The following is a 12,627-nucleotide window of genomic DNA, read 5'->3' on the forward strand; positions in this document are numbered from 1 at the left end:
GCGCGGGCGACCCGGGCAGGGCTGCCCGCGCGGCCCTCAGCCCAGTGTGCGCAACGCCTCGTCGCTGCGCGCCAGCACCGCGCCGCCGTCGGCGGTGAGCACGATCGGGCGCTGGATCAGCCGTGGTTCGGCCACCAGCGCCTCGATCCAGCGCTCCCGGTCGGCCGGAGTGCGGCCCCAGTCGGCCATGCCCAGGTCCTTGGCCGCCTGTTCGCCGGTGCGGGTGATGTCCCAGGGCTCGGCGCCGAGGCGGGCGAGCACGGCGCGCAGTTCCTCGGCGGTCGGCGGGTCGTCGAGGTAGCGGCGCACGGTGTAGTCCACGCCCGCCTCGTCGAGGTAGGCGGTGGCGTTGCGGCTCTTCGAGCAGCGCGGATTGTGCCAGATCTCGGTGTGACCACTCGTCATGCCACCAGGTAACCACGCCGCCGCGCCGCCGGGGAACGGGACCCCGCCGGACGCGACGAGGCCGCGCCCCCGCACGGGAGACGCGGCCTCGATCGGTCGGCCTACAGGTACTGGCCGGTGTTCGACTCGGTGTCGATGGCCCGGCTCGCACTGGCGTTCTTGCCGGTGACCAGCGTGCGGATGTAGACGATGCGCTCGCCCTTCTTACCCGAGATCCGCGCCCAGTCATCGGGATTCGTGGTGTTGGGCAGGTCCTCGTTCTCGGAGAACTCGTCCACGATCGAATCGTAGAGATGCTGGATGCGCAGGCCCGGGCTGCCCGTCTCGAGCACCGACTTGATCGCGTACTTCTTGGCGCGATCGACGATGTTCTGGATCATGGCGCCGGAGTTGAAGTCCTTGAAGTACAGGACTTCCTTGTCACCGTTGGCGTAGGTGACCTCCAGGAAGCGGTTGTCCTCGCTCTCGGCGTACATCCGGTCCACGACCCGCTCGATCATGGCGCGCACGCAGGCGGCCTTGTCGCCGCCGAACTCGGCCAGGTCGTCGGCGTGCAGCGGCAGATCCTCGGTGAGGTACTTGGAGAAGATGTCCTGCGCCGACTCCGCGTCCGGACGCTCGATCTTGATCTTCACATCGAGGCGGCCGGGCCGCAGGATGGCCGGGTCGATCATGTCCTCGCGGTTGGACGCACCGATCACGATGACGTTCTCGAGGCCCTCCACGCCGTCGATCTCCGACAGCAGCTGCGGCACCACGGTGGTCTCCACGTCCGACGAGACGCCGGAGCCGCGGGTGCGGAAGATCGAGTCCATCTCGTCGAAGAACACGATCACCGGGGTGCCCTCGGAGGCCTTCTCGCGGGCCCGCTGGAAGATGATCCGGATGTGGCGCTCGGTCTCGCCCACGAACTTGTTCAGCAGCTCGGGGCCCTTGATGTTCAGGAAGAACGACTTGGCTTCCTTGGCATCCTCACCGCGCGCCTCGGCGATCTTCTTGGCCAGCGAGTTGGCCACCGCCTTGGCGATGAGCGTCTTACCGCAGCCGGGCGGGCCGTAGAGCAGCACGCCCTTGGGCGGGCGCAGCTCGTACTCGCGGAACAGGTCCTTGTGCAGGAACGGCAGCTCGACCGCGTCCCTGATCTGTTCGATCTGCCTGCCCAGGCCGCCGATGTCGCTGTAGTCGACGTCGGGCACCTCCTCGAGCACCAGATCCTCGACCTCGGCCTTGGGGATGCGCTCGAAGGCGAATCCGGCCTTGGTGTCGACCAGCAGGGAGTCGCCGGGACGCAGCTTGCGCACGGGCGAGTCGGGATCGTCGAGGTCGTCCTCCTCGGCGACCTTGGCCAGCGGACCCGCCAGCCAGACGACCCGCTCCTCGTCGGCGTGCCCGACCACGAGGGCGCGGCGGCCGTCGTCGAGGATCTCGCGCAGCGTGCCGATCTCACCGACCGCGTCGTACTCGTTCGCTTCCACGACGGTCAGCGCCTCGTTCAACCGGACGGTCTGACCGTAGGAGAGCGTGGACGTGTCGATGTTCGGCGAGCAGGTCAACCGCATCTTGCGACCCGAAGTGAACACGTCGACCGTCTGATCGTCGTACACGCCGATCAGGATGCCGTATCCGCTGGGCGGCTGACCCAGCCGATCGACCTCCTCGCGCAGCGCCACCAGTTGCTGGCGCGCTTCCTTGAGGGTGTCCATCAGCTTGGTGTTGCGAATGGTCAGCGAATCGATGCGGGCTTCCAATTCACGTGTGCGATCCGGCGAATCGGCGAGTTGCCTTCGGAGTGCAGCCGCCTCGGCGCGTACCGCCTCGAGCTCTCTCCAGGCCGCCGAATCCGAATTCTCGATGGGGCTCATGTGCTGCTCCTCCCAGTCCCGGTCTATCAACGCTACCGGGCGCGAACCGTTCTCGCTTTCCGACATTGTTTCGTCGTGATCACATCTGTGCTGCGATCGGCGGCCGAGCAACCATGTTAGCCTCCCCTAACCCGGCCGAGGAGGGAATCCTCGGCATCGAGCCGAAAGGTTGCTGAACATGCTCCTTCCCGCCAAGTCCCTGCGCTTGTGCGTCGCCACCGCCGCGGCGGCCCTCGCCCTCACCGCCGGCCTGGCCGGCTGTTCGGACGACGAGTCCTCCGACACCGCCGCGACCAGCACCAGCGCGGCCGCCACCAGCGCGGCGGCCACCTCCTCCGCGAGCGGTGATCACGACCACGCCGCCCCGACCGCCGAGGAGCTGCAGGGCACGCTGACCCTGTTCGCGGATCCGGCCAAGACCACCGCCGACAAGACCGCGGTCGTGGTGGACGGCGACAAGCGCGCCGCCAACATCGACACGATGAACCAGGTCCTCGGCGGCTATGGGCCGCTGACCTTCGCGATCAGCGACATCAAGACCGAGGGCGAATCCGCGACCGCTCAGGTCGTCATCACCTCCCCGCACGGTGTCGCCCCCGCCATGCCGCTGACCTGGCAGCACGAGGACGACAAGTGGAAGATCTCGGACGCGAGCGCCTGCACGCTGCTGGCCTTCGCGCAGGCTCCCTGCACGCCGTGATCACCGGCGCGCCCGCGTGTGATCGTTCCCCGTCCACCGGCGGGTGAAACGCACGCGGGCGCAGCCGTCCCACGGGCTGGACGGCGTGGACGCACCGCGACCGTCTCACCCCTTGGACGGGCGCCGCTGCGGTTTGGGAGTGACCACGCCCTCGGCCAGGCGCCGGGCGCTGACCAGGAACGCCGTGTGCGCCTGCATGCGGTGCTCGGGCCGCACCGCCAGCCCCACCACGTGCCAGGGCCGCACCATCGACTCCCACGAGCGCGGCTCGGTCCAGCACTCCTGCTCCCGCAGCGCCTCGACCACCTTCGACAACTGGGTGACCGTCGCCACATAGACGATCAGCACACCACCCGGCACCAGTGCCCCGGCCACGGTCGGCAGGGCGTCCCACGGGGCGAGCATGTCCAGTACCACCCGGTCCACCGGCTCGCCGGTGTACTCGGCGACATCGCCGACGGTCAACGACCAGTTGGCGGGCCGTTCGCCGAAGAACCGCTCCACGTTGCGCACGGCGTGCTCGGCGTGGTCCTCGCGGATCTCCCAGGAGAGCACCTCACCCTCGGGCCCGACCGCGCGCAGCAGCGAACAGGTCAGCGCGCCCGAACCCGCCCCCGCCTCGAGCACCCGGGCGCCGGGGAAGATATCGCCCTCGTGCACGATCTGCGCGGCGTCCTTGGGATAGATCACCGCCGCGCCGCGCGGCATGGACAGCACGTAGTCGACCAGCAGCGGACGCAGCGCCAGGTACGGCGTGCCGTTGGTGGAGTTGACCACGCTGCCCTCGTCGGCGCCGATCAGGTCGTCGTGCTTGATCGCGCCGCGATGGGTGTGGAACTCCTTGCCGGGCTCGAGGATCACCGTGTGCAGGCGACCCTTCGCGTCGGTCAGCTGCACCCGGTCCCCGATGGCGAATGGCCCGGTCCGTCTGGCCGTCATGTAACTCCGTTCCGTGCTGGTTTCTGCTGGTTTCTGCTGGTGTACGCAGGGTCCGCGCAGGTCTGTCAGGGGTGTGACCCGTGTGCACCGTCGGTGTCGGTGCCGCCGGATAGCCTGCCAGGTATGTCAGCGCCCGTGTCCACACCCCCTGCCACGGCGGCCGCGCAGCCCGCGCCCGCCGCGCCGGAGCCCGCGCGCAGGCCCGCGCTCTCGCCCTCCCGGGCAATGGATTTCAAGCAGTGCCCGTTGAAGTACCGGCTGCGCGCCATCGACCGCATCCCCGAGCCGCCCTCGCGGCACGCCGTGCGCGGCACGGTGGTGCACGCGGTGCTCGAGGATCTCTACGGTCTGCCCGCTGCCGAGCGCGGCCGCGACCGGGCCGCGGCGTTGATCGAACCGGCGTGGGCGCGGGTGCTGGCCGAACGGCCGGAGATCGCCGAGCTGGTCGCCGAGGACGGGCCCGCGGCCTTCCTGGCCGAGGTCGCCGCGCTGGTCGACACCTACTACCGGCTCGAGGACCCGACCCGTTTCTCGCCGGAGTCACGGGAGGCGCGGGTGGAGGTGGAGCTCGGTGACGGCGTGCTGCTGCGCGGGTTCGTCGACCGCATCGACGTCGCCCCCACCGGTGAGCTGCGGGTGGTCGACTACAAGACGGGCCGCGCGCCGGGCCCCGCGCAGGAGACCAAGGCGCTGTTCCAGCTCAAGTTCTACGCCCTGGTCGTGCTGCGCACCCGCGGCATCCTGCCCGCCCAGCTGCGGCTGATCTACCTGGCCGACGGCCAGATCCTCACCTACGCGCCCGATGCCGAGGAACTCGACCGCTTCGAGCGCACCCTGGCCGCGCTCTGGACGGCGATCCGGGAGGCGGGCCGCACCGGCGAGTTCCCGCCGAGCACCAGCTGGTTGTGCGGGTACTGCGACTACAAGCCGCTGTGCCCGGCCTACGGCGGCACGCCGCCGGAGTATCCCGGCTGGCCCGAGACGGTCGGCGAGTCCCCGGACGAGACACTGGCCGAGTCGGTCGCCGACTGAGCGGCGGCAACCGGCGGTGCGCCGCCGAACCACCACGTGAACCCGAACACGACGGTGATCAGCAGCAGCGCCTGCACGATGGCGGGGCCGGCCGCGGTGACCAGGATCTTCAGATTGATGGAGGCGCCGAGCAGCACCACGCCGGTCTTGATGAAGAACTCGGTGCGGAACCCGGCCGAAAGTCGCTCGCGCAGGCCCAGTTTCGTCAGGATCGCCGCACCGGCGAGCCCGAGCGCGATCGCGTACACCGGGTACTCGATCGACTTGGCCACCTGCTGCACGGGGGTGCCGTCGGCCCACCGCGGCACCTGCGTCTCGAAGAACCGGGTCAGCGCCCCCAGCACGAGCACCACCGCCACCCCGGCGACGATCCCGCGCCACGTCGTGGTCGAATCCTGGCGTACCGCATCGGTTTCCGAAGTCACCGGCGTGCCGGCGCGCGCGTCGAGCTCGGCCATCACGGCACCAGCCAATCCGGGATCGCCCCGAGCAGGACGAGCGCGAGCAGGGTCAGCCCGACGACGGCGGCGAGCCAGTCCTCGTTCCAGGTGAAGGTGCTCTCCGGCGGCTCGCCGGGGGAATGCTGTGACACGGTGTGCTCCTCGGGGTCCTCATCGAGGGGCGCACCGTATCAACGCCGAGCCGACAGCCACACCGGTTGCGAACAGCCTGAATCGATCCGTTGACCCGGGGTGGCGGCGCGGTTTGTCCTGGGCGGTCAGAACGCGCGGCAGGACCGGATGTCAGTGGCCAGGATCGCCTTGGCGCCGAGGTCGGCCAGCCGATCCATCACCGAATTGCCCTTGCCGCGCGGTACCAGCGCGCGCACCGCGACCCAGCCCTCGTCGGCCAGCGGAGAGACCGTCGGCGACTCCAGGCCGGGGGTGATCTGCACCGCCTGGTCGAGCAGTTCCTTGGGGCAGTCGTAGTCCAGCATCAGGTACTGCTGGGCGAACACGACACCCTGGATACGGGCGACGAGCTGGTTGCGGGCGCGGTCGTCGCGGTCGGCTCCGACCCGCTCGACGAGCACCCCCTCCGAGTCGCACAGCGTCTCGCCGAAGGCGACCAGGTTGTGCTGGCGCAGCGTGCGGCCCGAACCCACCACGTCGGCGATGGCGTCGGCGACGCCGAGCTGGATGGAGATCTCCACCGCGCCGTCGAGCCGGATGACCTCGGCCTCGATGCCGCGGCGGCGCAGGTCGCTCAGCACCAGGTTCGGATAGGAGGTGGCGATCCGCTTGTCGTAGAGGTCCTCGACCTTCCACTCCCGGCCGGCCGGCGCGGCGTAGCGGAAGGTGGAGCGGCCGAAGCCGAGCGCGAGCCGCTCCTGCACCGGTGCGCCGGAATCCAGCGCCAGGTCACGGCCGGTGATACCGAGGTCGAGCTCGCCGGAGCCGACGTAGACGGCGATGTCCTTCGGACGCAGGAAGTAGAACTCGACCTGGTTCTCCGGGTCGAGCACGCTCAGGTCGCGGGAGTCGGTGCGCTTGCGGTACCCGGCCTCGCTCAGGATCGAGGTCGCGGATTCGGACAGTGCGCCTTTGTTGGGGACTGCGACGCGCAGCATGACGGGGTCCTTTCGGGAGAGTGTGGGAAGCGGAGGGCGGGACCGTCACAGATGTCGGTACACGTCCTCGAGCTTCAACCCCCGCCCGACCATCAGCACCTGCACCCAGTACAGCAGCTGGGAGATCTCCTCGGCCAGCGATTCGTCGCTCTCGTGTTCGGCGGCCAGCCACACCTCGCCGGCCTCCTCGAGCACCTTCTTACCCTGGGCATGCACGCCGGCGTCCAGGGCGGCCACGGTGCCGGATCCCTCGGGGCGGGTGGCGGCACGGTCCTGCAGCTCGGCGAACAGGGTTTCGAAAGTCTTCACGGGGGGTCATTCTCTCAGACCCCGGCAGCGCGGCGACGATCGGCCGCCACCGGTCGGGGACCGGCGGCGGCCGTCGGCGGTCAGTGGGCGTCGGGCTCGAGCAGCTCGGCCAGTTCGGCCACCGCGGTGCGCAGGTGTCCGGCGAACGCGTGCATCTGGTCGGCGACCGCCGCCGGGGTGGCCAGGTAGAGATTCCAGCGGTCCGGCAGCAGCACGTAGGCGACGCCGATGCAGCGCGAGCTGGTGGAACCGAACCCGAAGTACTCGATGTTGACCGAGGGCGCGGAGCTCGTGCTCAGGTAGTCGTCGCGCATGATCGTCCAGCCGGGGCTGTCGTAGAGCGCGATCGGCTCGGTGACCCCCAGCTCGGCGCCGCGGCGCCGCTGGATCCACTGCAGCTCCCACAGGTGCTGTTCGGGGGCGTCGCCGGCCTGGCACTGTTTGGCCCGCGCCACGTGGGCGTCGGCGGCGGTGCGGGCGGCGGCCAGCCGGGTGGCGCGGTCGGCGGTGCCGTCCTGCATGGCGTCGACGAAGGCGATCATCTCCGGGGTGACCACCCGCATGGCCTCGGTGCGGCCGTTGCGGTACTGCCGGGTGGCGATGGACTCGTAGGTCGCCCCGGTGAGCCCTTTGCTGCGCCGGTGCGCCAGCTGGTAGCTCAGCTGGGCGAAGGCGTCCGGGGAGATGCCGAGCCGCTTGGCGCGGGTGGTGCCGAAATCGGGAAAGGACACCGTGGTGGTGGCGTTCGCGGCGGCGTACTCGGCGAAATCCTGTGCCGCGGCGGCGATCCGGGCCCGCAGATCGGTGTTCAGCACGAACTCGATCGGCTCCACCGCGGGCAGGCCCTGCGGTTGCGCGCCCGCCGATTCGGCGTGCGCGGCGGCGGGGGTCTCGAGCAGGATGTCGACGAACGACAGGATGGTGGTGCCGTCGAGCCCGCAGTGCTCGACGTTGATGCCCGCGCTGCCGTCGGCGAAGACGATGAACGACACCGACTTGTCGAACCACCGGTTGCCGCTGTCGCCGTGCAGCAGCTGGTCACAGGCGTGCAGCTGGTCGCGCGGGGCGACGTCTTCCAGGCAGAGGCAGAACAGCGCGGTCTCGATGGTGTCCAGCGCGGCGACGTTGGCGGGTTCGGCACGCAGGGCCGCGCGGTCGGCCGCCCAGTCCGCGCGCGCCTCGGTGGTGAGGTGGCCGACGGCGGCGTCGGTGGGGGCGGCCTTGGCGCCCGCCTTGAGCACGGCACGCAGGCCGTCGGCCAGGTCGTCGAGCGAGTACGGCACGCCGCCCGGACCGAGCACATCGAGACGGAAGGCGTTGCCGCGGTGGAACACCACGATGTGGCGTTCCTGGGAGTGGCCGGGCCAGTCGTCGCTGTAGGGCACCCGCACGGTGTCCTGCTCGGCGCCCGGGATGCGGGTCTCGGAGAACAGGTACTTGTTCTGCCACATCGACAGCCGCTGCCCGCGCTGGGTGGCGGGTGGGATCTCCTCGCGGTCGAGGGCGAGCTTGTAGTCGACCGCGGCCAGGACGATGGCCGCCGCGCGCGCGACCTGATCGGCGGGGGTGGAGGTCGCCAGCGCGGTGTCGTCGCGGAAGAGGAAGAAGAAGTTCGCGTTCAGCGCGATCCGGTCGCGGCGGCCCAGGTAACGCGACGGCCAGAACTGGTCGAGCCAGCTGCCGACGCCGGGGGTGGCGTCGTACTCCGCCAGCGCCGCGTGCAGGGTGCGGCCGGGCCCACCGGGACGCAGCAGCTCGTCCACCGCGGCCAGGGTCGTGGCGAGTTCCTCGGCGGTGAGCAGCGGCGAACACCACTGCAGGAAGCGTTCGCAGCTGGCCTCCAGCGTGGGCAGCGGTACCCGGGGCAGGTGGTCCTCGGCGGCGAAGGTGCGTTCGGTCAAGTCGGTTTCCTCGAGGTCGGGGGTGGGAACGGGCTCAGGCGCGGGCGGCGGGATCGGGCCGCGAGACGAACAGGCTCGCGTACAGCCATCCTTCGCTCTCGTGGCCCCGGGTGTCGATCCCGTGATCGGCCAGGGTGGCCAGCACGTGGTCGCGCTCGGCCGGTGCGGCGAAGCGGCGCTGCCGGAACAGGCCGGGCACCTGTTCGGTGCGGTAGCCCAGCGCGTCGAGTTCCGCGGCGATCGGCCCGAAATCGAACATGCGCAGCACGAAGTGCGCCATCCAGGGTCGCCGCCGCGGATGCGCGGTGGCGATCCGGACCAGGGTCTTCTCGGTGACGTAGCCGATGCAGCCGGTGGACACGACCAGGTCGGCCCGCGCGAGCAGGGCGCGCTGGTCGTCGGTGGGATCGGCCGCCTCCAGGTCGGCGTGCACGACCTCGTGCAGCAGGCCGGCCGCGGCGGCGTAGTTCAGCGCGGGCCGGGAGGCGTCGACGCCGAGGAAGCGCACCCCGGGCCAGGCGTCGTACTCGGTGAGCCGGGCACGGTCGCGGGCGGCGAGCGCGGCGGGGTCGAGATCACCCGCGCCGGCGTAGTGGGCGGCGAGGTCGGCGATGGTGGTGTCGAACCGCAGCAGCGCGGCGTTCACCCCGTAGGAGCAGCCGATGTCGAGCACGGTGGGAGTGTCGGTGCGGGCCGAGGCGCGATACTCCCGGATCTGCTGCTCGAAGAACGGTTTCGCCAGTTCCGGTATCCGATAGTCCAGGGCGGACATCCGGGTGTAGTACGCGCGGGGATCGGGACGGTCGTAGATGTCGTCGAAGGAGGCTTTCCCGGTGGTGTGTAACGGCACTGGCACGTGTCTTCGTTTCCTTTCGGTCGGGAGCTTGCTCAGTCGAGTAATCGGTCGCCGCGCACGGCCTCGGCCGCGGCGAGATGGTCCGGCAGGACCCGCCCGAACAGCTGACGGGTGCGTTCCACGGTGCCGATCACACCGGGACGGTCGGTGTAGGCGAAGATCGCCGAATGCCGTTGGGTGACACCGGAAACCGATGTCACGCGGTGCAGCGAGAAGCGGCCCTGGAACAGTTGCAGGTCGCCGGGGCGCAGCTCCAGCCTGCGCACCAGGCGCTCCCCGGTCCCGGTCAGCACCGCGCGCACGTCGTCGAAGCGTTCGTCGTGCGGGGTGCGGATGCCGGGGCAGTATTCGAAGACACCGCCCTCGTCGGGCAGCTGGGTGAGCATGCTGACGGTGAACTCGTTGGTGTCGAAGTGCCAGGGGTGCGACATGCCCGGCGCCACCACGTTCAGGCACAGCCCGGCCAGCGGGTCGGCGTATTCGTGCAGCCGCTCCAGCCCGAAGCAGTCCGCGACGAACCGCTGGAAGCAGGGATCGGTGTAGAGGCGGTGGATGAGCGCGTCGGCGGGGATCCGGTCGCGGGGGACGAAGGCGTTGCCGCGATCGAGCACGATCCGGCCGGGATGTTCCGGCGGCAGCTCGGTGTCGAGCGGGATGTTGTAGGCGTTGACCCGCTCGGTGCGGTAGTAGGCGTGCGGGGCCATCGCCGCACCCTGGGCGCGCAGGGTCTCGACCAGTTCCGGGCGGATGAACTCCCGCAGCACCGTGCACCCGTCCGCGGCCAGTTCGGCGCGCGCGGTCGCCACCGCCTCCTCCCATTGCCTGCCGCCCGGCATCCCCAGCGGATACCGTGCGGTGTCGACGATTTCGTCCAACACGCCGGTGGCTGTCATGGCGTCATTCTGGGGCACGGCGTGTCGGACACGCCCGGGATTCACCGAAGATCACCGGTGAAGACGATCACAGCGACAACGGCTCAGTTGTGTTGCCGCACAGTCATTTCCGTCTGGAATTGGACGTGGTCACGCAACCCGACGCAGTGCCTGGTGCAGGTGGTCGACGGTGAGCCCGATCAACGACTCGCGCAGCACGCGGCCGGGACCGTCGGGCACGGGCACCTCACAGGGCACCACGATGACGGCGCACCCCGCGGCGGTGGCGGCGCGGGCGCCGGTGGGCGAATCCTCCACGGCCACACAGTGTCGCGGGTCGACGCCGAGTAGTTCGGCGGCCCGCAGGTAGGGATCGGGGGCGGGCTTGCCCTCCGCGACTTCGTCACCGCAGACCGAGACGTCGAAGTGGTGGCGGCCGAGGGTGTCGAGGCCGAACTCGGTGAGCGAGCGGATCGTGTTGGTCACCAGCGCGCTGGGCAGCCCGGCCGCGCGCACCAGCGCGAGCGCGTCCGCCGCGCCGGGCCGCCACGGGATGGGGCCGGTCATCAGGTCACCGACACGGCGCTCGAGAAAGTCGGCGGCCTCGCGCAACGCCTCGGTCGTCGGATCCACCCCCAGCCCGTCGAACAGGATGCGCAGCGCGTTCGGTCCCGACGCCCCGACCAGCGCGTGGCGCACCTCGTCGGTCATCTCGGTACCCAGCTCCACCGCGAGCTCGCGCACCGCGATGTCCCACAGCTTCTCCGAATCCAGCAGCGTCCCGTCCATATCCCACAGGACCGCGGCGAGTCGCCCCGTCATCCGTCGCCTCTCCCTCGTTTCCGGGACCACCCCGGCGCCCCCACCCTATCGACCGCCGCCGCGCCGAAGCCGGCGCGCCGGCGCGGCGGTGTCGGCCGTCACACGGCGCGTCCGCCGGTGTCGGCGTACCGGCGCAGGCGCGCCACACAGGGTTGGCAGCGCCCTTGCTCCAGGGCGGCTGTGGGGCTGCCGCGCTTCCGGTGTCGCGGTTAGACCGGGCCGGGATGCGGGATGTCAGGTCGTCGGGGCGTAGCGCAGGATGGCCGCGGCGGCGCCGCCGCCGGGCATGTCGTCGGATCGGACGGCCAGCACCCGGCCGTCGGCCTGGATGACGCGGCGGCAGATCTCGTCCACGACGCCGGGCGCGCCGTCGGCGGACGCGTCACCGACGGTGAGCTCGCCGCCGGCGGAGATCGAGCCGGGCACGGTCGCGTCGATGTCGACCAGCAGCGTGTCCACCATGCCGAAGGTGGCGGCGCGCGCGATGTCGGCCAGATCGGTGGCGGCACGGCCCTCGCCGACCCGCTGATCGAACAGTTCCCGCACGGCGGTGAGCTGGTCGGCGTAGTACTTGTCGAGCAGCTCGCGCGCCCGGGCGCCGAGTTCGGCATCGGTGAGCTGTTCGGGGTTGCCCGGCATCGACTCGTCCAGCAACTCCGGATAGCTGTTGACCGAGCGGTACAGCGAATCGATCGGCTCGGTGGCGGCCAGGATCAACGGCACGCCGCGACCGGCCAGCACATCCCGCAGCGCGCGATCGATGGCCCTGGCGTATTGCCGCACGCGCAGCTTGCGGCCCTCGGTGCCCTGGATGCGGCGCTTCGGCGCGCGGCCGCTGAGCGAGGTCTTGCCCGCGTGGTCCGCCGCGCTCGAGGGCAACTCGGGCACCCGCACCTCCGCGGCGCCGCCGTCACCGCTCACCTCCACCAGCCGCACCGAACCTTCGGCGAGGGCCAGCACGAAGGCCGTCTGCGGGAAGGTGGTGGCACGCAGCAGTGGCTTGATGTGGAAGCGGTCCCCGACGAACACGCCGGCGGACAGCCGGTTGGGCACCCGGTAGGTGCGCACCCGGTCCGGGGTGCCGAGGACCACCAGCGACGTGGATTGCCACCGCCAGAACTCGTCGTCGTCGATCAGGTCGTCGAACTCCTCCGCCAGAGCCGCGCGGGCCGCGCGGTCCTCGACCTGGTCCAGCGCCGCCCGCGCCTGGTTCGAAAAGGCGATCCGGTTGGCATCGGGTGCCGCGGTGTCGATCTCGGTCGGGGTGTAGAGCGTCACGCTCCACGGGGCGGTCTCCGCGACCAGCCGCTGGATTTCGCCGCGCGTCGGAATATCGGTGTGCAACATCTGCCCTCCAAG

13 protein-coding genes and 1 pseudogene are annotated in these 12,627 nt (G+C 70.6%); 2 read left to right on the top strand and 12 right to left on the bottom strand.

Translation table 11 applies throughout. From position 1 onward, the window contains the following. Positions 1 to 36: 36 nt before the first annotated feature. Both CRM89_RS09025 and arc read right to left on the bottom strand, forming a co-directional pair. Positions 37 to 405, bottom strand: a complete 369-nt coding sequence (locus CRM89_RS09025; protein ID WP_011209711.1) for an arsenate reductase family protein — start codon at positions 403 to 405, stop codon at positions 37 to 39. Between the two features lie 101 nt (positions 406 to 506). After that, positions 507 to 2,267, bottom strand: coding sequence for a proteasome ATPase (gene arc / locus CRM89_RS09030; RefSeq protein WP_011209712.1), 1,761 nt, complete (start codon positions 2,265 to 2,267; stop codon positions 507 to 509). Positions 2,268 to 2,445: 178 nt separating this feature from the next. Here arc and CRM89_RS09035 point away from each other — a divergent pair, with 178 nt between their 5' ends. Then, positions 2,446 to 2,967, top strand: coding sequence for a hypothetical protein (locus CRM89_RS09035; RefSeq protein ID WP_060590676.1), 522 nt, complete (start codon positions 2,446 to 2,448; stop codon positions 2,965 to 2,967). Positions 2,968 to 3,072: 105 nt separating this feature from the next. On the opposite strand, the gene CRM89_RS09040 is transcribed toward CRM89_RS09035, so the two are convergent. Continuing rightward, positions 3,073 to 3,906: a tRNA (adenine-N1)-methyltransferase gene (locus tag CRM89_RS09040; RefSeq protein ID WP_098083736.1), complete on the bottom strand. Its 834-nt coding sequence runs from the start codon at positions 3,904 to 3,906 to the stop codon at positions 3,073 to 3,075. Between the two features lie 123 nt (positions 3,907 to 4,029). On the opposite strand from CRM89_RS09040, the gene CRM89_RS09045 reads away from it, so the two are divergent. After that, the gene (locus CRM89_RS09045; protein ID WP_011209715.1) at positions 4,030 to 4,938 is read left to right on the top strand and encodes a RecB family exonuclease; all 909 of its coding nucleotides are present in this window, start codon (positions 4,030 to 4,032) and stop codon (positions 4,936 to 4,938) included. Positions 4,939 to 4,958: 20 nt separating this feature from the next. Here the strand turns inward: CRM89_RS09045 and CRM89_RS09050 are convergent. The 9 genes and pseudogenes from CRM89_RS09050 to CRM89_RS09085 form a co-directional block, all read right to left on the bottom strand. Then, positions 4,959 to 5,396, bottom strand: a pseudogene (locus CRM89_RS09050) (putative sulfate exporter family transporter); the annotation flags it as partial. Further along, positions 5,396 to 5,530 (bottom strand): hypothetical protein, encoded by a 135-nt coding sequence (locus CRM89_RS31975; RefSeq protein WP_255266247.1) that lies wholly within the window; start codon positions 5,528 to 5,530, stop codon positions 5,396 to 5,398. The pseudogene CRM89_RS09050 and the gene CRM89_RS31975, both read right to left, overlap by 1 nt. Positions 5,531 to 5,656: 126 nt before the next feature. Beyond that, positions 5,657 to 6,508, bottom strand: a complete 852-nt coding sequence (gene hisG / locus CRM89_RS09055) for an ATP phosphoribosyltransferase (RefSeq protein ID WP_011209717.1) — start codon at positions 6,506 to 6,508, stop codon at positions 5,657 to 5,659. Positions 6,509 to 6,553: 45 nt separating this feature from the next. Next, the gene (locus CRM89_RS09060) at positions 6,554 to 6,817 is read right to left on the bottom strand and encodes a phosphoribosyl-ATP diphosphatase (RefSeq protein WP_011209718.1); all 264 of its coding nucleotides are present in this window, start codon (positions 6,815 to 6,817) and stop codon (positions 6,554 to 6,556) included. A gap of 80 nt (positions 6,818 to 6,897) precedes the next feature. Further along, the gene (locus CRM89_RS09065) at positions 6,898 to 8,718 is read right to left on the bottom strand and encodes a choline/carnitine O-acyltransferase (RefSeq protein ID WP_098083737.1); all 1,821 of its coding nucleotides are present in this window, start codon (positions 8,716 to 8,718) and stop codon (positions 6,898 to 6,900) included. 34 nt (positions 8,719 to 8,752) lie between these two features. Then, positions 8,753 to 9,574, bottom strand: coding sequence for a class I SAM-dependent methyltransferase (locus tag CRM89_RS09070; protein WP_172964465.1), 822 nt, complete (start codon positions 9,572 to 9,574; stop codon positions 8,753 to 8,755). A 32-nt stretch (positions 9,575 to 9,606) separates the two neighbouring features. Beyond that, positions 9,607 to 10,467, bottom strand: coding sequence for an arpA protein (locus tag CRM89_RS09075; RefSeq protein ID WP_098083738.1), 861 nt, complete (start codon positions 10,465 to 10,467; stop codon positions 9,607 to 9,609). Positions 10,468 to 10,596: 129 nt separating this feature from the next. Then, positions 10,597 to 11,268, bottom strand: a complete 672-nt coding sequence (locus CRM89_RS09080) for an HAD family phosphatase (protein WP_011209722.1) — start codon at positions 11,266 to 11,268, stop codon at positions 10,597 to 10,599. Between the two features lie 234 nt (positions 11,269 to 11,502). Beyond that, complete coding sequence (locus tag CRM89_RS09085) at positions 11,503 to 12,615, bottom strand: hypothetical protein (protein ID WP_098083739.1); 1,113 nt, start codon at positions 12,613 to 12,615, stop codon at positions 11,503 to 11,505. Positions 12,616 to 12,627 lie beyond the last annotated feature (12 nt).

The organism is Nocardia sp. FDAARGOS_372, assembly GCF_002554515.1.
Lineage (GTDB): Bacteria > Actinomycetota > Actinomycetes > Mycobacteriales > Mycobacteriaceae > Nocardia > Nocardia farcinica.